We start from the raw sequence: 22,682 nt of genomic DNA on the forward strand, positions 1-22,682 counted from the left end.
ACAACCGTCCGTGATTTCGGGGTAGAACCCTTTCAACCGCGAGGGCCTGGCGATCGAGGCCGATCTGTCGTTGCCATCGGCGCGGGTGATCCGGGCACTGGAGCAGATCATCGAGTGGCGCGGCAAGCCCAAGGTGATCCGCTGCGACAACGGCCCCGAGTACATCAGCGGCGCGCTGCTGTCCTGGGCGGAACTCCAGGGCATTCGGATCGAGCATATCCAACCGGGCAAGCCGCAGCAGAACGCGTACGTCGAACGCTACAACCGCACGGTGCGCTACGCCTGGCTGGCCCGGATCCTGTTCGACTCGATCGAGCAGGTGCAGGACAAGGCCACCCGCTGGCTATGGACGTACAACCACGAGCGCCCCAACATGGCGCTCGGCGGCATCACCCCGATGCAGAAATTGGCGCTTGCCGCCTAGCTCCACTTCTGGAGTCCGCTAAAAACGGGGGGATTACCGGGTGATGCCGGCTTCGGCAACCTCGCTTCGTTCGGTGGTGCCACCGTCGGCGAGAACGCCTACTACATCAACGGCTTCAACGTCACCAACTTCCGCAACGGCCTCGGTTTCAGCAACGTGCCGTTCGACATGTACTCGCAGTACCAGGTCAAGACCGGCGGCTACGGGGCGGAGTTTGGTCGCTCGACCGGCGGCGTGATCAACGCCACCACCAAGCGCGGCACCAACGAGTGGCACTGGGGCGCTTCCGCCTATTGGACGCCGGACCGCTGGCGCCAGAGCGACAGGGACATCGTCAATCCGCAGGGTGACCCGATCGCCAGCAATCGGTTCGACAAGTACGACAAGCTCGAAACGAGCATGTACGCCAGCGGCCCGCTGATCGAGGATCGCCTGTTCTTCTATGCCATTGGCAGCCTGCGCGACAACACGCAGACCACCTACGCGTTCTCGGGTGATCTGGAGACCAAGGGCGCCGCGACCAACGGTTCCAGCGACAGCCCGTTCTGGGGCCTGAAGCTGGACGCCTACCTCACCGACAACCATCGTGTGGAGTACACCGGTTTCCGCGACGAGAGCGAGTTCATCACCTCGGGCATGCGCAGCCAGCAAAGTGCGCTTCCCGGTGAGGTTGTCGGCTACGAGGGCGCGACGTCCTACGCCCAGCTCAGTGGCGGTGATAACCACATCCTGAAGTACACCGGCTACCTGAGCGACAGCTTCACGCTGTCGGCGCTGTGGGGGCAGGGCGAGTACTCGGTGTCCGACTACAACTCGGGTATCAGCGCGAACGCGAACTCCAGCTATGTCACCTACAACTCGCTCAGGGGGCCGACCCGCGTGCTGACGCCGGCGCTCGGTTCGCTCAACAGTCTTGGCGAAGACAAGCGCGTGGCGTACCGCGTGGACGCGGAGTGGGATCTCGGTGAGCTCTTCTATGGCAGCCACTTCCTGCGCTTCGGCGTGGACCGGGAAGAGAACTCCGCGTCCAACAACAACACCATCCAGGGTGCGGATGGCTACCGCTACGCGGCCATCGAGAATGACGGCGCCGACAATGAGATCGGTACCGCCGACGACTTCTGGTACGTGCAGCGCGATGTTTACAACAACGTCGGTGATTTCGAGACGCTATCGCAGGCGTTCTACGTCGAGGACCAGTGGCAGGTGACCGACAACCTGCTGTTGAGCATCGGCGTGCGCAACGAGCAGTTCGAGAACATGAACGCTGGCGGCGAAGCTTTCATCAAGATCAAGGACCAGTGGGCTCCGCGTCTTGGCCTGTCGTGGGACATCGGCGGTGAAGGCACGCAGAAGCTGTTCGCCAACGCAGGCCGTTACCACCTGCCAGTGGCAACCAATACCAATATCCGGCTTGCGGGCCAGGAGTTGTACCTGCGTGACTACTTCTTCTGGGATGGCACGTCGGTCGACGAGAACTTCATTCCGATCCTCGACCCGGCGGATCAGTTCGATGCCGCTGTCTTCGCCGACGGTACCGTGCATCCGACCGAGTCGAGCGTCGACCAGGAGATCGACCCGATGTACCAGGACGAGTACATCCTGGGTTACCAGTGGCAGTTCATGCCCAAGTGGTCGGTGGGCGTGCGCGGCATCTACCGCGAACTGGGCAGCACCATCGAGGACATGGCGGTGGACGCGGGTCTGATCCGCTATGCCGAGCAGAACGGCTATGACGATTTCACCGCCGGCGGCTTCGACTACTACGTGCTCGGCAACCCGGGGTTCCCGATCAGCATCCAGGTCGACATGGATGGTGATGGCGTGCTTGACCCGGTCGAGCTCAGCGCGGACATCCTTGGTTACCCGAAGTCCGTTCGAAAGTACAAGGCGGTCGAGCTGTTCTTCGCCCGCGCCTGGGATGAGCAGTGGTTCGTTGAAGGCTCGTACACCTGGTCCAACAGCTACGGCAACAACGAAGGCTTCGTGCGATCCGACAACGAGCAGACTGACGCCGGTCTGACCACTCTGTTCGACCAGCCGGGTCTCATGCATGGTGCCTACGGCGACCTGCCGAACGACCGTACCCATACCGTCAAGGTGTGGGGCGCATGGCAGTTCGCGCCGGAGTTCCTGCTCAGCGGAAACTACGTCGGCAAGTCCGGCCGTCCGATCAACTGCTTCGGCTTCCACCCCACCGACCTGTTCGCCCAGGCGTATGGCCAGGAGTCGTTCTACTGCAACGGCGAACTGGTGGAGCGCGGTTCGGTTGGTCGCACCAGCTGGACAAACCAGCTCGACCTCGGACTCGAGTATCGCCCGATGTGGGCGGACGAGAAGCTCGCGTTCAAGATCGACATGATCAACGTGCTGGGCGACCAGGAAGCCACCGAGTTGAATGAGGTGGGTGACCTGGCACAGGTGGAAGTCTTCGATGCCGCTGGAAACCTCACCGGCTACGACTACACCGCCAATCCGAACTATCTCTCGCCGACCAACTTCCAGCAGGAGCGGTCCGTGCGTCTGAGCGTTTCATTCGACTGGTAGTAGAAACCAGAGCCTGTCTCTCTCGTTACTTTGTTTCTTTTTCGGCCGCCTCCCCCCGGGGGGCGGCCGATTTTATTGGGGATCGCATAGCCGCTGCCATAGCGCACGGCGGACAACAAAAAAGCCGCGGCTGGGCCGCGGCTTCTTCGTACTGCGTAGTCCCGGAGTGTGGTTTACGCCAGCCCGGCCTGCTTCATCACTTCCGACGCGAAGTCATCGGTCTGCTTCTCGATGCCTTCGCCGACGGCGAGGCGGACGAAACCGACGACTTCGGCACCGGCGGCCTTGAGGGTCTGCTCGACGGTCTGGTTGGTGTCCAGCACGTACGGCTGGCCGGTCAGGCACAGCTCATTGACGGTCTTGGCGACCTTGCCGGAGATCATCTTCTCCAGGATCTCGGCCGGCTTGCCGGTGTCCTTGACCTGCGCCAGGGCGATTTCCTTCTCCTTGGCGACGAAGTCGGCGGGGACGTGGGCCGGCGAGATGTAGGGCGGGTTCATCGCGGCAACGTGCATCGCCAGGCCGCGGGCCAGCTCGTCGTTGCCACCCTTGAGCTCGACCAGCACGCCGATGCGGCCGCCGTGGACGTAGGCGGCGACGGTGTTGGCGCTGTCGACGCGGGCCATGCGACGGACCTGCACGTTCTCGCCGACCTTGGCGATCAGGGCCGAACGGGCTTCCTCGACGGTCTCGCCGGACGCCAGCCTGGTGGCCTTCAGGGCGTCGACGTCGGCGGCCGACAGCGCGGCGTCGGCGGCGGCTTCGGTGAAGGCCAGGAAGTTGGCGTCCTTGGCGACGAAGTCGGTCTCGGAGTTGATCTCGACCAGCACGGCCTTGCCGTCGGCCTGGGCGGCGGCGATGCGGCCCTCGGCGGCAACGCGGCTGGCCTTCTTGTCGGCCTTGGCCAGGCCCTGCTTGCGCAGCCACTCGGCCGATGCTTCGACGTCGCCGTTGTTCTCGGTGAGCGCCTTCTTGCACTCCATCATGCCGGCGCCGGTGCGCTCGCGCAGTTCCTTGACCAGGGAAGCGGTGATCTCTGCCATGGGGGTTACCTCTGGATTCGGGGGTGTGTAGGAGCGGCTTCAGCCGCGAAGGACGTCAGGCGCCCGTCCGGATCGGGATCGCGGCTCAAGCCGCTCCTACATAGAAAGTGCGGTCGCGCAGCATGGCGCGACCGCATGACATCGCTCTTACTCGGCAGCCGGGGCTTCGGCCGACGCGCCCTCGGCGGGCTTGTCCTCGGCCTTGGCGGCGTCCTTCTTCGCGGCGGCCTTCTTGGCCGGGGCACGGCGCGGCTTGTCGCCGGCTTCGCCGTCGGCGTTGAAGTCTTCCTCGCGGACGCTGGCGGCCTGCGGCGCGGCGGCCTTGCCTTCCAGCACGGCGTCGGCGGCGGCGCGGGCGTACAGCTGCACGGCGCGGATGGCGTCGTCGTTGCCCGGGATCGCGTAGTCGACCAGCGCCGGGTCGTAGTTGGTGTCGACCACCGCCACGACCGGGATGCCGAGCTTGCGGGCTTCCTTGATGGCGATGTCTTCGTGGCCGATGTCGATCACGAACAGGGCGTCGGGCAGGCGGTTCATCTCCTTGATGCCGCCCAGCGAGGCCTCCAGCTTCTCGCGCTCACGGCGCAGGCCGAGCACTTCGTGCTTGACCAGCTTCTCGAAGGTGCCATCGGTCTCGGCCGCTTCCAGCTCCTTCAGGCGGGCGACCGACTTCTTCACGGTGGCGAAGTTGGTCAGGGTGCCGCCCAGCCAGCGCTGGGTCATGTACGGCATGCCGCAGCGCTCGGCCTCTTCCTTGATCGACTCGCGCGCGCTGCGCTTGGTGCCGAGGAACAGGATCATGCCGCGCTTCTGGGCGACGCCCGAGATGAAGTTCATCGCGTCGTTGAACAGCGGAACGGTCTTCTCGAGGTTGATGATGTGGATCTTGCCGCGGGCGCCGAAGATGTACGGGCCCATCTTCGGGTTCCAGTAACGGGTCTGGTGGCCGAAGTGGACGCCGGCTTCCAGCATCTGGCGCATGGTGATCTGGGGCATTGCTTGTAACTCCAGGCAGTGGAACCCGGGCCGCCGGATAGGTGGGGCGGCTGCCTCGGCAGGGCCGGGGCGTGGGCTCCGGGGTTGGGCCTCCCTGCGGCTTCCGTGTCCGAACCTATTGATCCGCAAGGATTTCAAGGCACCCCGGCACGGGTGTTGGCAGCAGGTGTGTATTCACCGGTGACGCCCGGCGTGGGCGGTGCACGGACGCAGTCCGGGCAGCCGGCGGATTGTACCGGTGCACGGGCCCGGGAAGCAATCGGGCGTGGCCGCCGAGGGCGGGCGGCTAGAACGTCAGCGTGGCGATCCGGGCGTCGGCGCGCTCGTCGGGGACGATGGCCACGCGGTGTGCGGCGTGCGCGTCGGGGTCGGTGGTGGTCACCCGGTAGGGCACCCCGCCGGTGCAGTCCACCTGCATCGGCCGGTTGCGGGCGGGGGCCGGCGCGGTGTCGGCGGTGCAACCGTGCACGATGGTGATGCCGACCCGGATGACGCCCTTCGAGTCCGCCCGGGCAGGCCCGCACGCCAGGCATGCGGCCACGCTGAGGGCGGCGATGGGCTTCCAGACGTGCATTGGCTGCTCCTGGCGCTCGTCCACGGGGAACGAGACGGGTCAGACAATCTGTCGGCCGGCTCCAGAGGAAGTTGAGCCGATTTCGGGCACGTCCCGAGACTATTCGCGGTTTTGTCTCCGATTTGTGAGGTGGATCACGCGGCGCGCGGGAAGAACGCCGCCACCCCTTGGTCAGTACGTCAGGGTGACCTTGACCGTGTCGCTGTAGCGACCGGCCTGCTCCAGGGGCTGGTCGTCCACCCGGCCGTGCACGGTCAGCGACTGGCTGGTGCCGGCGCTGGAGCCTTCCATCGTGTCGACGTCGATGTAGTTGCCCCAAGGGGAGGCGCCATCAGGCTTGTACAACTGGTAGGCGATGCAGGCGCCGTCGGCGTTGCACATCTGCCGGACGCCGGCGGGCGTGGCGTGCAGGCCGTCATCGAGGCCCACCTGCCAGCTGGTGCGCCGGGTACAGGTCAGGTCGATGGTGGAAGTGCTGAGGAGGTTGCCGGTGCGGGTGCCCGACAGTGGCATGCCGCCGGGGTTGAAGCTCATGTTGCTGGCGGTGATGACGCTGCAGCTGCCCGGGACGCTGGCGCGTGCGGTGAAGGTGAAGTCGTCGGGCATTCCGGTTTTACCGGGGCCGCTATCGCAGCTCCTCGGGTCGTTGTTGCCGCGCCCGTCGTTGTACTGGTAGGTCAGTCGGCCATCCGCGAAGAAGCTGCTGTAGTCACCGGGCGGGATACCGGCGAGGTCAGGAATCACGCCGTAAACCGTGACGGTTCCGCTCCCGTGACCCAACCCGAAGATGCGGGTCGAGTAGGAAATCGAAAGTTGCCGGTAACCGGGGGGCGCAGGGCTGTCGCCCCACGGCCGGGTATGCGCCGGATCCTGGAAAAGCTGGAACGGCAGCGACTCCCCGTAGGGGTTGACCATTCGCCGTGCCGGTACCGTGCTGCCGGGCGCGGATCCCGGGCCGATTGCAAAGCACATGTGAACAGTGGCCTGCTCGCTGGAAGCGCCGTAGGTGAGGCAGTCGTAGCGGATGGTGCCGCTGGCGGTGCGATTCCCCGGGTCGGCCAGATTGAACTCCAAGTCCGTCATTTCCGCCCAACAGGTGGTCTCCGCCGATGCTTCGGGCGCGGCGAACAGACCCGTCATTCCCAGGCACAGGACGATCACACAGCGCAGCCAGTTCATGGCGCTTCCTCCGGAATGCAGGTCAACGGGCCGATCCGCGGGATCGGGACATCGCTGACGGGATAGTCGAAGCGGGCGTGGCAGGTGCCGGTCGCGGTCGAGACGCGCAGGACATTGTGGTCGCCGAGCGCATCCAGGTAGACCTCGCCGTCGTAGCCGACGAAGGTCGCCGACGCCGGGTTGCCCTCCAGCACGGCACCCCCGCCGGCAGCGAGCGGCTCGCCCGCGGCGTCGTGCAGCACCACCACCGCGGCGCGCACCGGCTGGATGTCGAACCGCACCTCGGTGCCGGCGCGGTCGCTGGGCACGGCGAACATCTCGACCTGGCCCAGCCGCGTGTTGGCCGGCAGGTCCATCGGATCGATCGCCAGGCGGTTGCGCTGCCAGGCGCTAAGCGGCGTCACCAGCAGCAGGCCGTTGTCGTTGGTGCTGCCGATCAGGCGGTTCTCCAGCTTGACCGGCACCCCGGCGATGTCGCCGGTGGAGACCACGGCGAAGGCGTCGTTGACGCTGCGCGAGGCGAACACGTCGCCGCTCATCAGCACCAGCCCGCCGTTGGCGCCGGCGTAGCCGTACCAGTTGCCCGCCGAGCCGGCGATGCCGCCATTGACCCGGCCGTGCTCGCCCAGCCAGCCGGCCTCGGCCAGCGCGGTGGCTTCGCCGCCTTCGGCGTGGCTGGCCCGCAACCGCCAGCTCAGGCCGCCGGCGGTCGGCACCGACTGGCTGAGGTCGACGTTGGCGGTGTCGCGTTCGGCGTTGCGCTGCAGAGAGGTGTTGAGCGCGCGGCGCTCGCCGAGGTTGACCGAGACGCCGAGGTAGAAGCTGCGGTCGCCGGAGTCGTCGAGGTTCTGGTTGACGCTGAAGTTCAACGCCAGGTTGCGGCCGAAGTTGCGGTTCCAGTAGGCGCTGGCGTAGCGGCTGGCGTCGCTGTCCGGGTACCGCAGGCGCAGGTAGCTGGCGCCGAAGCTGCCGAGCAGGGCGGAGTTCCAGCCGACCAGGGCGCGGTCGCTGGCACGCGCGGGGGACTGGCCGTAGCCGGAGGCGAGGTCGCGGTAGTCGTCGTGGGTGCGCTGGGTGCCCAGCGACACGTTGAAGCGCGTGTTGTTCCAGCTGTAGGCCAGCGCTGTCTGGTTGCCGCTCTGGTCGTGCCAGTCGCTGCCGGCCCACGAGCCGCTGACGATGCCGGCGCGGCCGAGCGACCACACCGCGCCGATGCCGCCGTTGGCGAGGCCGTCGCCGCCTTCGCCGTGCGCCTCGATCGTGAACGCGTCGCCCACGCCGTAGCGAAGGCTGCCGCTGGCGACCGGCGGGCTGCCGTAGGAGAACGAGCGCAGGCCGTAGTCCTCGCGGATCACGCCGGCGGTGACCGACCAGTCGGACAGCCCTTTGGCCAACAGGTTCTGGCTGGCATAGAACGGGAAGCTCAGCGTCCGCACCGCGCCGAACGCGTCGGTGATGACGAGCTGCGCGTTGCCGGCGCCGTTGATGCCCGGTTGCGAGATCAGCTGGAACGGCCCGACCGGCACTTCGCCCGAGTACTGCCGGATGCCGTTGACGTACAGCTCCAGCTCCGACGGCACCGCCACCTCACCGAGGAATGCAGGCAGCGGCGTGGTCACGCGGTAGGGCTGCAGGCCGAAGTCGCGCCCGATGCGGATGCCACCGAGCCGGATCGCCCGCGTCCAGCCGAGGTTGCCGGTGGTGGTGTCGCCGACGGCGAGGCTGAGCATCGACCCGGGGAACGACCACTGCCAGCTGGAATCCAGCCGCACGCTGTCGCCACGCCAGCGGTTGTCGGCGTCGCTGCGGAACGCGCGGGTGACCGCGGTGGTGCTGAACACGCCGGCGTTGCCGCCGAATGCGCGCAGTTCGCCGTAGGCGGTGGCGTTGCTGGAGTGGCCGGAATGGTTGGCGTAGAGGTCGTAGTTGAGCAGCAGGCCGGGGGCGTTGCTGGCCGGCAGCGGTTCACGGCGGTCGGCGCCGATGACGGTGGGCTCGAGCGCCAGTCGCGACAGCGGCGCGTTGATCGCGACCCGCTGCAGGCTGGCGTCGTAGTCGACCTGCACGCCGGGGATTTCGTCGAGCGCGAGCAGCTGGCCGGGCGGGACGCCGGGCAGGGCGAAGTCGAGCCGGGCGAGCGTTTCGGCGTTCGCATGCAGGCGGCCGTCGCGCAGCACGAACGGCAGCAGCAGTCCGGTCGGCTGGTGGTTCAGTTCGACGTCGAGATACAGCGGGATGTCGGCCTGCGCCGGCGATGGCGCGGGTGCGGGCACGGCGGTGCCGGCCAGCGCCGGCGCCGGCAGGCAGCAGGCAAGCAACAGCAGGGGTTCAACGCGCCGCGCGGTCGAGCGCGAGCGTCTGCTCGGCGGCTTCGCCATTGATCCTCACCTGGAAGCGGCCGCCGTCGGCGTAGCGGGAAGCGGAGGCCGGGAGTGCCCAACGCATGGTCTGGCCGGGCAGCACGTAGCCGACCAGCCCGGACAGCAGTTCGTGGCGATTGCCGCCCGCATCGACGTAGGCGAGGTCGGCCAGCTGTGCGTGGCGGCCACCGTGGTTGGCGACCACGAGGGTCGCGGCGTCGCCGTCGTGCTCGAGACGCGGGGCGAGCTGGTAGGTGATCGGCGCCTCGCCGGCCGGTAGCACGAACACCGGGATCGAGTAGCGCAGCAGGAACTGCAGGCCGGTCCGGTCGGCGGCCGTGCCGTCGGGCACCTCGTCGACGATGATCCGGTAGCTGGTCTCGGTGTCGGTCGGCGGCGGGCCGGTGCGGATGACGCGAACCAGCTGGCGCGCGCCGCCGGCGAGTTCCACCAGCGGCGGGCTGATCGCGAGGTCGCGGGTCGGTTCCAGCGTGTCCTCGCCGTTGTGCTGGGTCCAGCGGAACAGCCGCACTTGCGCGCGGACGGGCGTGTCGGCGTCGGTGTTGCTCAGCCAGACCGCCTCGCCGTTCTCGCTGGCCTGCAGTTCCACCGAGGTCGGCGCGACCTGGAGGCTGGCGGCGACCGCGGTCGTGGCGAGGCCGGGCAGCATGGCCAGGGCGAGGGCGGCGCAGGCTGCGCGGGCACCGATCACGGGGATGCGGAATGTCGGGAAACGTCGGCTCATGGCGGGTGGGCGTTCAATACGTGATCGTCGCGGTGACGGTGTCGCTGTAGCTGCCAGCGCGTGGGTTGTCGATCGTAAGCCGGCCGTGGACCTCGATGTCCTGCGGGGTGCCGGCGTAGGTGCCGCGGTAAATGCAGCCGCCACTGGCATCGCCCCACTGGGTGCCGGCCGCGGCGGTGCAGGGCGAGGTGCCGCCGGGGCCGCTGTAGAGCTGGTAGGCGATGGTCTCGCCGGTGTCCGAAGCCATCCTGCGGTCGGTCACGCTGCCGTGCCGGCCACCATCAAGGCTGATCGCGTAGGCCGCCGGCACGTTGCAGCGGACGGTGAGCGAGCCGTAGGCGTCCAGTTGCTGGCCGGGTACCACCGCGTGGCTGCCGAAAGCGACGTCGGTGCTGCCGGTGAACTCGCAACTGGCGACCACGTCGAGGTAGACCTCGAAACTGGTGGTGCACACGCCACCGCAATCATGTGCCGTGGCCGGCGCGGCGATGCAGCCGGCCAGCATCGCCGCGAAAAGCGTCGACTTGATGGCGTTCATGGCGGAGCGGGAGGCGGTGGGGAGACGTCGGGTCGGGCAGCACGGGCGGGTTGCCCGTGCGCCTGGGCCGCGGGCGGGCCGGCAGCCCGCCCGAAGCCGGTCCGTCAGAACGTCACGGTGGCGGTGATGGTGTCGCTGTAGTTGCCGGCCAGCGCGGTGCCCGGGATGGTCGCGGTGGCCAGGACGGTGTGCGGCTGGTCGTACGGTGCGCCGGTGCCGAAGCCGGTGCCGGTGCCGGTCTCGGTGTCGGTGCCGGCGGTCTCGCCCCAGACCTGCGACGGTGCGGATCCGCGGTACAGCTGGTACGGGATGGTCGCGGTGCCGCCGTCGATCTGCATCTGGCGGGCGCCGATGTCGTTGCCGCTGTGCTGGCCGGCGTCCAGCGCGAGGTTGTAGGTGGTGCCGACCGAGCACTGCACGGTCACGCCGCCGGTCGCGTCGACGCTGCCTGCGCTGGCCAGGACGTTGGTGCCGAACGAGATGTTCTGGGTGGAGGTCACGTCGCAGGACTCGGCGATCGAGATCGTGACGTCGAAGGTCTGGTTGTCGGCGGCGTGGGCCGGGGCGATGGCGGCGGCCGACAGGGCAACGGCGATCAGGGAGGCGTTCACAAGCTTCATCAGGTTGGACTCCGGCGCGGGTCGGCGCTCGACGGGAAAGGACTGCGAACCCCGTCGCAATTCGCGTGCCAACAATTTGTCGGAGTTGGGTGCCGGGAAGTTGCCTTAACGAAACGTTCTCAAAGGTGACCGGGCAATAATTGACGTTCGGCGTCACATTTCCGGCTTGAACGGCATCCCGTTTGTGACGCGACGCCGGTTGCGGTCCCCGGAAAGTGGGACGAGGCGCGGCCCGGCTGGGCGATCGGCCGGGGTAACACGGCTCCGGCCCGGCGCCGTGCCGAATGGGCGATAATGGCCGGATGCCAGTGCCCATCAAGACTCCGGAAGAAATCGAGAAGATGCGCATCGCCGGCCGCCTGGCCGCCGAGGTGCTCCAGGTCGTCGCCCCGCATGTGAAGCCGGGGGTGACCACCGAGGAGCTGGACCGCATCTGCCATGACCACATCGTCGACGTGCAGGGCGCCATCCCCGCCAACGTCGGCTACAGGGGCTTCCCCAAGACCGTCTGCACCTCGGTCAACAACGTCATCTGCCACGGCATCCCGAGCGAGGCCAAGGTCCTGAAGGACGGCGACATCGTCAACATCGACGTGACCGTCATCAAGGACGGCTGGCACGGCGACACCAGCCGGATGTTCGTCGCCGGCACCCCGTCGGTGCTGGCCCAGCGGTTGATCGACGTGACCCGCGAGGCGATGTTCCGCGGCATCCGCGCGGTCAGGCCCGGCGCGACCCTGGGCGACATCGGCCATGCGATCCAGAGCTACGCCGAGTCCGAGCGCTTCAGCGTGGTGCGCGAGTACTGCGGCCACGGCATCGGCAAGGTCTACCACGACGAGCCGCAGGTGTTGCATTACGGCAACCCGGGCCAGGGCCTCGTGCTGCAGCCGGGGATGACCTTCACCATCGAACCGATGATCAATGCCGGCAAGCGCCACACGCGGCTGCTCCCCGACGGCTGGACCGTGGTCACCAAGGACCGCTCGCTGTCGGCGCAGTGGGAGCACATGGTGGCCGTCACCGATGACGGGGTCGAGATCCTGACCCGCGTGCCCGGCGACGACAACGACCTGTGAGCCCCGCCATGCCCGCCGACCGGACGACGATCGGCCCGGCCGGGCAACCGGGGCCCGCTGACGTCGACGACGCCGGCTGGGCCGCGCTCGCACGCGAGGAGCTGGCGACGGCCGACGCCGGCTTCGCCGCCCGCTTCGACCAGGGCGGCGAGATCGACCGCCTGCTGGCCGAGCGCGCCGCCGCGGTCGACGCGCTGGTGCAGGCGGCGTGGCAGCGGGCGATCCCGCTGGAGGCCGAGCTGGCCCTGTTCGCGGTCGGCGGCTATGGCCGCGGCGAGCTCTACCCCCAGTCCGACATCGACCTGCTGGTGATGGCCGCGCCGGCCCACTCGCAGGCGCACGCCGACTCGCTGGCGCGGCTGTTCGCGCTGCTGTGGGACTGCGGCCTGCCGGTCGGCCACGCGGTGCGCTCGCTGGAGCAGTGCACTGAGGCCGCGGTGGGGGACATTACCGTGCTGACCGCGCTGCTGGAGGCCCGCCCGCTGGCCGCCAACGAGCACGAGCGGCGCGAGCTGCAGTCGGCGGTTTCGCCGCGGCAGGTCTGGCCGCCGCAGGCGTTCTTCGAGGCCAAGCGCGACGAGCTGCTGGAGCGCCATGCCCGCTACGGCGACACCGCCGACAACCTCGAACCCAACCTCAAGGAAGGCCCCGGTGGCCTGCGCGACGTGCAGACCCTGCACTGGATCGCGCTGCGGGTGATCGGCACCGCCGACATGGAGTCGCTGGTCGCGTTCGGCCAGCTCGGCGCCGACGAGGTCGCCACCATCGAGCGCGAGCGACGCGCGCTGGCGCGGCTGCGCTACGGCCTGCACCTGGTCGCCGGCAAGCGCGAGGAGCGGTTGCGGTTCGACTACCAGAAGTTGCTGGCGGCGCGGCTGGGATTCGAGGACGCCGGCGGCACGCTCGCGGTCGAGCAGATGATGCAGGGCTTCTACCGCAGCGCCTCGCTGGTGCTGCGGATCGGCGAGCGGCTGCTGCAGCGGTTCGAGGAGCAGCTGCAGGGCGAGGCCGAACCCGAGCCGCTGGACGAGCTGTTCGAGCTGCGCCGTGGCTACCTCGCCGCGCGCGACCCCGACTGGCCGCACGCGCCGGCCGAGGTGCTGGCGCTGTTCGAGACCTGGGCGCGCCGCGGCGAGACCCGTGGCCTGCACTCGCACACCGCCCGCGCGCTGGCCGAGGCGCTGCCGCGGTTCCCCGCCTACGACCGTGCCGACGACGCCCTGCGCGAGCGGTTCATGGGGCTGCTGCGCGGCGCCCAGCCGGTCCGCAGCCTGACCCGCATGGCCCGCCTGGGTGTGCTGGGGCGCTGGATCCCGGCGTTCCAGAAGGTGTCGGGGCGGATGCAGTTCGACCTGTTCCACGTCTACACCGTCGACCAGCACACGCTGGCGGTGCTCAAGTACATGCAGGCCTTCGCCTCGGGCGAGCGCGATCCGCGGTTCGCCCTCGTCCACGAGGCCTGGCCGCGGCTGCGCAAGCCGGAACTGCTTCTGCTGGCCGGCCTGTTCCACGACATCGCCAAGGGCCGCGGCGGTGATCATTCCGAACTCGGCGCCGACGACGCCCGTGTGTTCTGCCTGGCGATGGGGCTGGGCGAGTCCGAGGCGGCGCTGGTCGAGTGGCTGGTGCGCAGGCACCTGTTGATGTCGATGACGGCGCAGAAGCAGGACATCGCCGACCCCGACGTGATCCACCGTTTCGCCACCGAGGTGGCCGACCGCGAGCGGCTCGACCACCTCTACCTGCTGACCTGCGCCGACATCGCCGGCACCTCGCCCAAGCTGTGGAACGCGTGGAAGGACCGGCTGCTGGCCGACCTCTACAGCGCCACCCGGCTGGCGCTGCGGCGCGGGCTGGAGCACCCGCTGGCGGCCGAGGAGCGCGGCGCCGAGACCCGCACCGCGGTGCGGGCGATGCTGGCCGAAAGCGGCGTGGACGATGAGATGGTGGCGGCGCTGTTCGAGCGCATGCCGGCGGTCGGCTTCCAGCGCGGGCGGGCCGACCAGCTCGCCTGGCAGGCCGATGCGCTGCGCGAATCCACCGTCGGCGCGACCGTCGTCCGGGTGCGGCCGGTGCCGGCCCACGCCGGCGCGCTGGAAGTGTTCGTCCACGCGCCGGACGCCGATGGCCTGTTCGCCGCCATCGTCGCCACCCTCGACCGCGCCGGCCTGGCGATCCAGCAGGCGCGCGTGCTCGACGGCCCGGGCGACACGATCTTCGACACCTTCGAGGTGATCCCGGCCGACAGCCGCCACCTGCCGGTCGCCGCCGACGTCGAGCAGCGGCTCGCGCGCGCGCTGGCCGGACCGCTCGAAGGGATCCGTCCCGCGCGGCGCACGCTGCCGCGCCACCTGCGCCACTTCCGCATCGCGCCGAAGATCGCCTTCGACGACGGCGAGCTTGGCCGCACCACGCTCAGCCTGGTCTGCACCGACCGCCCCGGCCTGCTGGCCGACGTCGCCCAGGCGCTGCGCAACCAGCACATGCGCGTGCACGACGCACGCATCGCGACCTTCGGCGAGCGCGCCGAGGACGTGTTCCAGATCACCGCCACCACCAGCGACGGCCGCGACCGGCCGCTGGACCCCGCACGGCAGCAGGCGCTCAGCGAGGCGCTGCTGGCCTGCCTTGAAGGAGAAGCACGATGAGTCCGCCAAAGAAGGCCCCCGCACGGAAGTCGCCCGCGAAGTCGCCCGCGAAGAAGGCGCCTGCCCGCAAGGCGGCGCCGCCGGTGTCGCCCACCGACGAATTGCGGGTGGTGATCGAAAGCGCGTTCGAGCGGCGCACGATGCTGACGCCGGAGGAAGTGGAAGGTTCCACCCGACCCACCGTCGAGCGCGTCATCGAGGGGATCGAGAGCGGCGAGTTCCGCGTCGCCGAGCCGGACGGGCAGGGCGGCTGGAAGGTCAACGAGTGGCTCAAGAAGGCGGTGCTGCTGTACTTCCGCACGCAGGACATGGAGGTGGTCGAGGCCGATCCGGCGCCGTTCTGGGACAAGATCCCGGCGCGTTTCGCCGACTTCGACGAACCCGCGTTCCGCCAGCTCGGCGCGCGCGTGGTGCCGGGCGCGATCGTCCGCCGCGGCGCGCACATCGGCAAGGACGTGGTGCTGATGCCGAGCTTCGTCAACATCGGCGCGCACGTCGGCGAGGGCACGATGGTCGACACCTGGGCCACGGTCGGTTCTTGCGCGCAGATCGGCAAGCACTGCCACCTGTCCGGCGGCGCGGGCATCGGCGGGGTGCTGGAGCCGCTGCAGGCGACGCCGACGATCATCGAGGACCATTGCTTCATCGGTGCGCGTTCGGAGGTGGTCGAAGGTTTCGTGGTCGGCCACCACAGCGTGATCGGGATGGGCGTGTTCCTCGGCCAGAGCACGCGCGTCTACGACCGTGCGACCGGCGAGATCAGCTACGGATCGGTGCCGCCGTACAGCGTGGTGGTGTCGGGCCAGCTGCCGGCGAAGGACGGTTCGCACTCGCTGTACTGCGCGGTGATCGTCAAGAAGGTCGACGCGAAGACGCGGGCCAAGACCAGCATCAACGATCTGCTGCGCGGGCTGGCTGACTGAGCATGGCCACGCTCTATGGTCTGAAGAACTGCGATACGTGCCGGAAGGCGCGCAAATGGCTGGACCGCTTCGGCGTCGGGCATGGATTCGTCGACTACCGCGACGAGCCGCGGACGCCGGAGGAGTTCGTCGCCTGGAAGGACGCGCTCGGCGGCTGGGACGCGATGATCAACAAGTCGTCGACGACGTGGCGGCAGCTGCCGGAGCATCGCAAGGCGCCGGGCAGTGACGCCGAGTGGAAACTACTGCTACGCGAGTACCCGCAACTGGTGCGCCGCCCGGTGGTGGTCACGGGCGACGGCGTGGTCACCCAGGGCTTCAGCGACAACGGTTTCAAGAAGCGCTTCGGCGTCGGCTGAGCCCGCGCAAGCGCGATCCACGCTCGTGTAGGAGCGGCTTCAGCCGCGATCGTGGAGTCGGCGTGTGCGCACGGTTACTCAATCGCGGCTGAAGCCGCTCCTACGACGACAGGTAACCTCTCCGCATGTCCGACGTCCTCCAACTCACCCAGGACCTGATCGCCCTGCCGTCGGTCACGCCCGACGACGCCGGTTGCCAAACGCTGATCGCCAACCGTCTCGCGGCCGCCGGCTTCGCCTGCGAGCACCTGCGCTTCGGCGCGGTCGACAACCTGTGGGCCACGCACGGGAGCGACGGCGATGGGCCGACGCTGGTGCTGCTCGGCCACACCGACGTGGTGCCGCCCGGCCCGCGCGAGGCGTGGGCGAGCGATCCGTTCGCCCCGGAGATCCGCGACGGCGTCCTGTACGGTCGCGGCGCCGCCGACATGAAGGGCAGCGTTGCGGCGTTCGTGGTCGCGGCGGAGCGCTTCGTCGCCGCGCACCCCGGGCACCCCGGCCGGCTCGCGCTGCTGCTGACCTCGGACGAGGAAGGCGACGCGATCGACGGTGTCCGCCAGGTCGCGCAGCTGTTCCGCGAGCGCGGCGAGCGGCTCGACTGGTGCATCACCGGGGAGCCGTCGTCGACCGCGCGGTTGGGTGACCTGCTGCGGGTCGGCCGGCGCGGTTCCCTCACCGGAACGCTGACGGTGCGCGGCGTGCAGGGCCACGTGGCGTATCCGGACAAGGCGCGCAATCCCGTCCACCAGGCGCTGCCGGCGCTGGCCGAACTGGCCGCGCGGCGTTGGGACGACGGCTTCGAGACCTTCCCGCCGACCAGCCTGCAGATCAGCAACGTCGATGCCGGTACCGGCGCCAGCAACGTGATCCCGGGCGAGCTGCGGGTGCTGTTCAACCTGCGCTACAACCCGCACTGGGATGCACCGCGGCTGGAGGCCGAGTGCGAGGCGGTGCTGGCGCGGCACGGGCTGGACTACGCGCTGTACTGGCACCGCAGCGGCGAGCCGTTCCACACACCCGAAGGGCCACTGCGGCAGGCCGCGCGCGAGGTGCTGGCATCGTTTGCCGGTGCGCCGCCGGAGGAGAGCACCGGCGGCGGCACCTCCGATGCGCGCTTCATCGCGCCGCTGGGCGCGCAGTGCATCGAGGTCGGCCCGGTCAACGCGAGCATCCACCAGGTCGACGAACACGTGCGCGTCGCCGACCTCGAAGCCCTGCCGGATCTCTATTTCGCGCTGATCGAGCGGTTGCTCGCGGACTGATCGCCGGCGCCGGTGCTGGCGGCCTGCGGCAGCTCGATCGTGGTCCATGCGATCGCCGCATCGCCGCCGCCGATCGGCACGCCGATCGCGTCGCGCGCGGCAGTTGCGGCGTCCAGCGCCGCCGGCAGGCCGTGGGAGCGGTCGAAGGCATGGAGCGGCCCGGCGTCGAGCGGCAGTTCGAACACGAACACAGCGCCATCGGCCTCGAGCCCGACCACCGAGATCCCGCGCCACGGCTCGCTGCCGGCATGCCAGCGCGACGTCGCCAGCGGCTGTCCGTCGACGCGCACCGAACCGAGGTCGACCGTGCCCGGCAGCATCAGCCCGCCGGTCGTTGCGCCACGTGCCGAACGCAGCCGAACCTGCAGGCGCTGTCGCTCGCCGACCACCTCGCGCTGCTCGATCACGACGATTGGCGCCGCCAGCGCCGGGCCCGCCGGCCCCGGCAGGCCACGGGTGCCCCACGGGTTCATCGGTTCGCGCTCGCGGCCGAAGCCGGCGTCGCGCAGGAACGCCTCCGGCAGCTGCGCGCGTGACTGCGCGAACAGCTGCGAGCCGTCGGGTCCCGCCACCAGCAGCAGGTTGGCCGGGCGCGGGGTATCGGCATCGAAGGCGGGCCGCGCCAGCGCCAGCAGCGTGCATGCCGCCGCACCGAGCCAGCCCGCTGCGGTCGCGATCGTCGTGCCGCGCGGCAGCGACAGCACCGCCGGCAGCAGCGGCAACAGCATGTAGCCGACCACCGCCGGCACCGGCACCAGCCCCTCGTGGCCGACGGCGTCGTACGCGCCCTCGGCGTACGGCATCCACAGCAGCGCGGCAGGCAACGCGGCCAGCCCGGCCCACAGCACGGCCCGGCGCGGCGCGACGTGCCCGGCCACCACGCCCACCAGCAGCGGCAGCAGGCCGATGTGGGCGCCGCCGGGCATCCACAGCACCGCACCGACCGCGATCAGCGCCGACGGCAGCAACGCCGCCCAACCCAACGCGGCCTCACCGCAGAGCCGGCGCACCAGCCAGCCCAGCGGCACCAGCAACCCAACCGCGAGCAGCAGCATGGCGCCGACCATCGCGCCGCCCTGTGCGGTCCACGTCGCCGGCATCGCGCCGAGGGCACGCAGCAGCAGGTGGCCGAGCAGGCCGGCCACCAACAGCGCGGCGACGCCGCCCAGCACCAGCCCGCCGGCGACCGGCAGTGCCATCGCGCGCGCCGCGCGGACCCTCACCAGCCGCCAGCCCAACGCCAGCCAGCCGAGCACCGCCAGCGCCAGCAGCAGCGGGTTCCATGCCACCGGCCAGCCGGCCATCACCCCGCCGGGCAGGCTGAAGAAGACCGCGTCGTCCGCGCTCTCCACCGGCGGTTCGGCCGCGGCGAATGCACGCGCCAGCGACAGTGCGTGCTCGCCGTGGTGCTGCAGCGAGCCCGGGTCGAGGTGGGCGATGTCGTCCAGCGGCGTGTGGTAGCGCGCCGGCGCCCGCGCCCAGGCGAAGTTGGCGCCGGCCAGCCCGTCGCGCTTGTAGACGGTGAAGTCGGTGTCGTTGGGCAGCGTCCTGTAGATCTCGTACTCCAGCGACGAGCCGGCCGGCGCGGCCAGAGACCGGCGCAGCAGCTTCGACAGCGCCGCGTTGCCGGCGTGGGTCTCGATCAACAGGCTGGCGCCGGTGGTGCCGCGCGCCTCCAGGTTGACCACCCGGGCGATGTGGGCGAACGCGGGTTCGCGCACGAAGGCCTCGGCGCCGACCAGTCCCAGCTCCTCGCCGTCGTTGAGCAGCAGCCAGACGTCTCGGGCGGGCGCCGGCCCGGCCAGCAGCGCCCGCGCGGCCTCGATGACCGCCGCCACGCCGGCGCCGTCGTCGGACGCGCCCGGCCCCGCGGCGACCGAATCGTAATGCGCCGACAGCAGCGCGGCGTCGTCGGGCGAGGCGCCGGGCACGCGCGCGACGATGTTGTCGACCGTCGCGCAGGTGAAGCCGCCGCAGGCGAAGCGTCGCTGCACCTCCGGCTCCAGTCCGATCGCGCGCAGCTCGGCGACGATCGCGTCGCGGACCGCGGCGTTGGCGGCGCTGCCGGTGGGGTGGGGACGCTGGTCGCCGAGGATGCGCTCCAGCACGGCCATTGCCCGCGCGGCGGAAAATTCCGAGGCGGGGGCGTCGGTTCCGGCCGGCGCGGGCGGACGGTTCTGCATGAAACCCAGCCACGTCGCCAGCGCGAACGCCAGTACGAGGATGGCGGCGATTGCGCGCGGGCTACTTGCATCGCGGCCGCGTTCGATTGAAAGTGTCGGCATTGTCTGTTCCCGGCAGGCCCCACCCGGATCATACGGGCGGTTGGCCGGTCACCCCGCCGGGGCGCGTTGATCGATTTCGAAAGGGGCGTGTGCCCGCGTTTCCAGTCCAGGCCGACCCTCCAATGTCGATGTCCCTCAACAACCGCAGCAATAACAACGCCAGCCCTCCGCAGGCCGGCGATTAGCACCTAGTACCCGCTCATCGTTCTCCCAGGCCTGCACTGCGAAGTGCGGGCCTTTTTGTTGCCGCGACGCAGCTGCCGGTGATCCCCACCACCCAACCACCGCATAAGGAAATCCGCACATGTGTTCGATCCTCGGCATCTTCGGCCTCGCTCCCGGCGACGACCTTCCACGCCTGCGCCGCGAGGCGCTGGAGCATTCACAGCGACAGCGCCATCGCGGCCCCGACTGGAGCGGCGTGCACGCCGACGACGGCGCGATCCTCGTCCACGAGCGACTGGCGATTGTTGATCCCGCCGGTGGCGCCCAGCCGATCCGCTCGGCCGACGGCCGGCTCGTGCTCGCCGTCAACGGCGAGATCTACAACCACCGCGAGCTGCAGGGCGCGCTGGCGCAGCCGTACGACTTCCAGACCGGTTCCGACTGCGAGGTCATCAACGCCCTGTACGCGCAGGACGACGACATCGCCGCCTGGCTCGACCGGCTCAACGGCATCTTCGCCTTCGCCCTGTGGGACCGCGAGGGCAGCCGCTACCTGATCGCCCGCGACCCGATCGGCGTCTGCCCGCTGTACTGGGGCCACGATGGCAACGGCCGGCTGTGGGTGGCTTCGGAGATGAAGGCGCTGGCCGGCACCTGCAGCGACGTCGCCCAGTTCCCGCCCGGTCATTTCTACGACAGCGCGACCGGCCAGCTGCAGCCCTATTACCGGCGGCCGTGGCGTGCGCACGACGCCACCGCCGGCGTGCAGGTGGCGCCCGATGAGCTGCGCGAGGCGTTCGAGCGTGCCGTGCACCGCCAGATGATGACCGACGTGCCGTACGGCGTGCTGCTGTCGGGTGGCCTCGACTCGTCGCTGGTCGCCGCCTGCGCCGCACGGTTCGCCCGCCGTCGCATCGAGGAGGACGACCGCGCCGAGGCCTGGTGGCCACGCCTGCACTCGTTCGCGATCGGCCTGGAAGGCTCGCCGGACCTGGCCGCCGCCGAGGTCGCCGCGCAGGCGCTGGGCACCGTCCACCACGGCTTCACCTACACCATCGAGGAGGGGCTGGACGCGCTGCCGGACGTGATCCGCCACGTCGAGACCTACGATGTGACGACGATCCGCGCCTCCACCCCGATGTACCTGCTGGCGCGGCGGATCAAGGCGATGGGCGTGAAGATGGTGCTGTCGGGCGAGGGCAGCGACGAGATCTTCGGCGGCTACCTGTACTTCCACAAGGCGCCCAACGCGCGCGAGTTCCATGACGAGCTGGTGCGCAAGCTCGACGCGCTGCACAACTACGACTGCCTGCGCGCCAACAAGTCGATGATGGCGTGGGGCGTGGAGGCGCGCGTGCCGTTCCTCGACGTCGAGTTCCTCGACGTGGCGATGCGGATGGACGCGAGCGCGAAGATGGTCGGCGTCGGCCCGGACGGCCGCCTGCGGATCGAGAAGACCGTGCTGCGCGAGGCCTTCGACGGCTACCTGCCGGACTCCATCCTCTGGCGGCAGAAGGAGCAGTTCAGCGACGGCGTCGGCTACGGCTGGATCGACTCGCTCAAGGCCCATGCCGGGGCGCACGTCGGCGACCGCGAGTTCGCCGCCGCGGCGAGCCGGTTCCCGGTCAACCCGCCGCAGAGCAAGGAGGCGTACTTCTACCGCCGCATCTTCGAGCGGCTGTTCCCCGGCGAGGCCTGCGCGCAGACCGTGCCCGGCGGCAAGTCGATTGCCTGCTCGTCACCGGCGGCGATCGCGTGGGATGCCGCGTTCGCGAATGCCGCCGATCCGTCGGGCCGGGCGGTTGCGGGGGTGCACCGGGCGGCGCTGGCGTGAAAGACGGCACGACGCGCATGGATCGACCATGCGCATCGCGGCTATTCGAGGGCGTACGAGCTCCCGGCCCACCTGATCGAGTCGAAATCCCCGCATTGCAGGCATTTGTACCAGCGGACCTCGTCACCCTGCGCGAGCAGTGCGCTGAAACCGGCCGTGCCGGACTGGGTGAAGTGATGCAGCAACCGCCCGTCCCGGGTGATGGCGAGGAAGCGGCCGCGGCTGCCGTCATTGGCGGCAAAGACGCCGACGAAGAAGTCCTCGTCGGTGCCGTCGCCGTCAAGGTCAGCCGTGAGCGAGAGCGACAACCCCGAGTCGTGGAACTCCGAAAGCCCACCAGGCTCGACGCGGGATTCCAGCATTCTCGCGCCGAGTGCATCGGCACGGCTCCAGGAAGAATCGAACCGTGCGACATCGATTCCGTGGACGATGCGCGAAACCGGCTCGAACTCCATGGCGTACCACCAGGCAGCGGCCGGGGTCGACTCGGCATGGCCGGGATCCACACCGTCCGACCGGCAGCCCGCCAGCGAAAAGGCGACCGACAGCGTGAGCGCCGCGCCAGCAAATTTACCAATCGACATGCCAGTGCCTCCCGCTGGCTGCATGGGGTTCGCGCAGCACCGAGGCGCCGAGCTCGTTGATCCTCGCCTCAATCGCGTCGAGTTGCTGGTGACTGCCGACAGGCCAGCTGATGTCGCGCGCGGTATTGGACAGGTGATTCGATACCAGCGCGCCGCGGGCGCGGGCCTCTTCGATCAGGCGTTCGAACTCGTCCACCGTTTCACGCTCGGAGGCACTGGGATTGCGAAGCAGCCAGCGGTCCATTTTCTCGATGTGCCGGGTCTGACGGTAGGTTCTCAGGAACTCGGTACGACTGGCCCTGATTCGCTGGGCCATGAGTTCAGCCTGCCGTCGTATCGTACGGGCACGCCCGGTGACTCGAATCCTGGCGGATGGATATTCCCGCTGGACGATCGAGATGAGCTGGTCGATGTTCGCGGGACGCACCTGCGCGGTGCGTTCGATGGTTGCCTGCATACCTTCTCCTTGGCATCAGCAAATTCGACTGTTGGTGCAGCCATGTCGTGGCCGGAATCT

18 protein-coding genes and 1 pseudogene are annotated in these 22,682 nt (G+C 69.4%); 8 read left to right on the forward strand and 11 right to left on the reverse strand.

The annotated features are described in order from the left end of the window. Positions 1-31: 31 nt before the first annotated feature. Positions 32-424 (forward strand): annotated as a pseudogene (locus N799_RS07775) (integrase core domain-containing protein); the annotation flags it as partial. A 156-nt stretch (positions 425-580) separates the two neighbouring features. Continuing rightward, entirely contained in the window at positions 581-2,971 is a 2,391-nt protein-coding gene (locus tag N799_RS07780) for a TonB-dependent receptor plug domain-containing protein (protein ID WP_152597854.1), read from the forward strand. A gap of 173 nt (positions 2,972-3,144) precedes the next feature. On the opposite strand, the gene tsf is transcribed toward N799_RS07780, so the two are convergent. From tsf to N799_RS07820, 8 genes are all read right to left on the reverse strand, one after another. Then, complete coding sequence (tsf, locus tag N799_RS07785) at positions 3,145-4,014, reverse strand: translation elongation factor Ts (RefSeq protein ID WP_036210419.1); 870 nt, start codon at positions 4,012-4,014, stop codon at positions 3,145-3,147. Between the two features lie 147 nt (positions 4,015-4,161). Next, the gene (rpsB, locus tag N799_RS07790; RefSeq protein ID WP_036210422.1) at positions 4,162-5,010 is read right to left on the reverse strand and encodes a 30S ribosomal protein S2; all 849 of its coding nucleotides are present in this window, start codon (positions 5,008-5,010) and stop codon (positions 4,162-4,164) included. A 286-nt stretch (positions 5,011-5,296) separates the two neighbouring features. After that, positions 5,297-5,584, reverse strand: coding sequence for a hypothetical protein (locus N799_RS07795; RefSeq protein ID WP_036210425.1), 288 nt, complete (start codon positions 5,582-5,584; stop codon positions 5,297-5,299). A 171-nt stretch (positions 5,585-5,755) separates the two neighbouring features. Beyond that, on the reverse strand, positions 5,756-6,763 hold the full coding sequence (locus tag N799_RS07800; RefSeq protein WP_036210428.1) for a Csu type fimbrial protein: 1,008 nt from the start codon (positions 6,761-6,763) through the stop codon (positions 5,756-5,758). Continuing rightward, on the reverse strand, positions 6,760-9,141 hold the full coding sequence (locus N799_RS07805; RefSeq protein WP_081974820.1) for a fimbria/pilus outer membrane usher protein: 2,382 nt from the start codon (positions 9,139-9,141) through the stop codon (positions 6,760-6,762). The genes N799_RS07800 and N799_RS07805 overlap by 4 nt, the downstream gene beginning before the upstream one ends. After that, positions 9,092-9,868 (reverse strand): fimbrial biogenesis chaperone, encoded by a 777-nt coding sequence (locus N799_RS07810; protein ID WP_052101352.1) that lies wholly within the window; start codon positions 9,866-9,868, stop codon positions 9,092-9,094. The genes N799_RS07805 and N799_RS07810 overlap by 50 nt, the downstream gene beginning before the upstream one ends. Before the next feature lie 13 nt (positions 9,869-9,881). Continuing rightward, positions 9,882-10,406, reverse strand: coding sequence for a Csu type fimbrial protein (locus N799_RS07815; RefSeq protein WP_036210430.1), 525 nt, complete (start codon positions 10,404-10,406; stop codon positions 9,882-9,884). Positions 10,407-10,510: 104 nt separating this feature from the next. Beyond that, the gene (locus N799_RS07820; protein WP_036210433.1) at positions 10,511-11,026 is read right to left on the reverse strand and encodes a Csu type fimbrial protein; all 516 of its coding nucleotides are present in this window, start codon (positions 11,024-11,026) and stop codon (positions 10,511-10,513) included. Positions 11,027-11,328: 302 nt separating this feature from the next. Here N799_RS07820 and map point away from each other — a divergent pair, with 302 nt between their 5' ends. The 5 genes from map (at position 11,329) to dapE (ending at position 17,297) form a co-directional block, all read left to right on the forward strand. Next, positions 11,329-12,105 carry a type I methionyl aminopeptidase gene (gene map / locus N799_RS07825; protein ID WP_036210436.1) on the forward strand — a complete coding sequence of 259 codons (777 nt, stop codon included), beginning with the start codon at positions 11,329-11,331 and terminating at the stop codon, positions 12,103-12,105. Between the two features lie 8 nt (positions 12,106-12,113). Continuing rightward, positions 12,114-14,753 (forward strand): [protein-PII] uridylyltransferase, encoded by a 2,640-nt coding sequence (glnD, locus tag N799_RS07830; RefSeq protein WP_052101360.1) that lies wholly within the window; start codon positions 12,114-12,116, stop codon positions 14,751-14,753. Continuing rightward, positions 14,750-15,676: a 2,3,4,5-tetrahydropyridine-2,6-dicarboxylate N-succinyltransferase gene (gene dapD / locus N799_RS07835; protein WP_036210439.1), complete on the forward strand. Its 927-nt coding sequence runs from the start codon at positions 14,750-14,752 to the stop codon at positions 15,674-15,676. The genes glnD and dapD overlap by 4 nt, the downstream gene beginning before the upstream one ends. 2 nt (positions 15,677-15,678) lie before the next feature. Continuing rightward, the gene (locus tag N799_RS07840; protein ID WP_036210441.1) at positions 15,679-16,035 is read left to right on the forward strand and encodes a Spx/MgsR family RNA polymerase-binding regulatory protein; all 357 of its coding nucleotides are present in this window, start codon (positions 15,679-15,681) and stop codon (positions 16,033-16,035) included. A 125-nt stretch (positions 16,036-16,160) separates the two neighbouring features. Beyond that, a complete protein-coding gene (dapE, locus tag N799_RS07845) occupies positions 16,161-17,297 on the forward strand; it encodes a succinyl-diaminopimelate desuccinylase (RefSeq protein ID WP_036210444.1) in 1,137 nt (378 codons plus the stop codon). On the opposite strand, the gene N799_RS14380 is transcribed toward dapE, so the two are convergent. Continuing rightward, positions 17,261-19,582 (reverse strand): M20/M25/M40 family metallo-hydrolase, encoded by a 2,322-nt coding sequence (locus N799_RS14380; protein ID WP_052101353.1) that lies wholly within the window; start codon positions 19,580-19,582, stop codon positions 17,261-17,263. The genes dapE and N799_RS14380 overlap by 37 nt on opposite strands. A gap of 304 nt (positions 19,583-19,886) precedes the next feature. On the opposite strand from N799_RS14380, the gene asnB reads away from it, so the two are divergent. Next, positions 19,887-21,581 carry an asparagine synthase B gene (asnB, locus tag N799_RS07855; protein ID WP_036210447.1) on the forward strand — a complete coding sequence of 565 codons (1,695 nt, stop codon included), beginning with the start codon at positions 19,887-19,889 and terminating at the stop codon, positions 21,579-21,581. Positions 21,582-21,622: 41 nt separating this feature from the next. Here asnB and N799_RS07860 read toward each other — a convergent pair whose 3' ends face one another. Beyond that, positions 21,623-22,165 (reverse strand): hypothetical protein, encoded by a 543-nt coding sequence (locus N799_RS07860; RefSeq protein ID WP_036210450.1) that lies wholly within the window; start codon positions 22,163-22,165, stop codon positions 21,623-21,625. Next, a complete protein-coding gene (locus N799_RS15275) occupies positions 22,152-22,622 on the reverse strand; it encodes a hypothetical protein (protein ID WP_152597855.1) in 471 nt (156 codons plus the stop codon). The genes N799_RS07860 and N799_RS15275 overlap by 14 nt, the downstream gene beginning before the upstream one ends. Positions 22,623-22,682: the final 60 nt, after the last annotated feature.

The organism is Lysobacter arseniciresistens ZS79, from assembly GCF_000768335.1.
GTDB classification, from domain to species: Bacteria; Pseudomonadota; Gammaproteobacteria; order Xanthomonadales; family Xanthomonadaceae; genus Novilysobacter; species Novilysobacter arseniciresistens.

Bases quoted from the DNA above. Each gene is read 5' to 3' on its own strand.
- tsf (WP_036210419.1), bottom strand. From the start codon at position 4,014: ATGGCAGAGATCACCGCTTCCCTGGTCAAGGAACTGCGCGAGCGCACC.
- rpsB (WP_036210422.1), bottom strand. From the start codon at position 5,010: ATGCCCCAGATCACCATGCGCCAGATGCTGGAAGCCGGCGTCCACTTC.
- N799_RS07795 (WP_036210425.1), bottom strand. From the start codon at position 5,584: ATGCACGTCTGGAAGCCCATCGCCGCCCTCAGCGTGGCCGCATGCCTG.
- N799_RS07800 (WP_036210428.1), bottom strand. From the start codon at position 6,763: ATGAACTGGCTGCGCTGTGTGATCGTCCTGTGCCTGGGAATGACGGGT.
- N799_RS07805 (WP_081974820.1), bottom strand. From the start codon at position 9,141: ATGGCGAAGCCGCCGAGCAGACGCTCGCGCTCGACCGCGCGGCGCGTT.
- N799_RS07810 (WP_052101352.1), bottom strand. From the start codon at position 9,868: ATGAGCCGACGTTTCCCGACATTCCGCATCCCCGTGATCGGTGCCCGC.
- N799_RS07815 (WP_036210430.1), bottom strand. From the start codon at position 10,406: ATGAACGCCATCAAGTCGACGCTTTTCGCGGCGATGCTGGCCGGCTGC.
- N799_RS07820 (WP_036210433.1), bottom strand. From the start codon at position 11,026: ATGAAGCTTGTGAACGCCTCCCTGATCGCCGTTGCCCTGTCGGCCGCC.
- map (WP_036210436.1), top strand. From the start codon at position 11,329: ATGCCAGTGCCCATCAAGACTCCGGAAGAAATCGAGAAGATGCGCATC.
- glnD (WP_052101360.1), top strand. From the start codon at position 12,114: ATGCCCGCCGACCGGACGACGATCGGCCCGGCCGGGCAACCGGGGCCC.
- dapD (WP_036210439.1), top strand. From the start codon at position 14,750: ATGAGTCCGCCAAAGAAGGCCCCCGCACGGAAGTCGCCCGCGAAGTCG.
- N799_RS07840 (WP_036210441.1), top strand. From the start codon at position 15,679: ATGGCCACGCTCTATGGTCTGAAGAACTGCGATACGTGCCGGAAGGCG.
- dapE (WP_036210444.1), top strand. From the start codon at position 16,161: ATGTCCGACGTCCTCCAACTCACCCAGGACCTGATCGCCCTGCCGTCG.
- N799_RS14380 (WP_052101353.1), bottom strand. From the start codon at position 19,582: ATGCCGACACTTTCAATCGAACGCGGCCGCGATGCAAGTAGCCCGCGC.
- asnB (WP_036210447.1), top strand. From the start codon at position 19,887: ATGTGTTCGATCCTCGGCATCTTCGGCCTCGCTCCCGGCGACGACCTT.
- N799_RS07860 (WP_036210450.1), bottom strand. From the start codon at position 22,165: ATGTCGATTGGTAAATTTGCTGGCGCGGCGCTCACGCTGTCGGTCGCC.
- N799_RS15275 (WP_152597855.1), bottom strand. From the start codon at position 22,622: ATGCAGGCAACCATCGAACGCACCGCGCAGGTGCGTCCCGCGAACATC.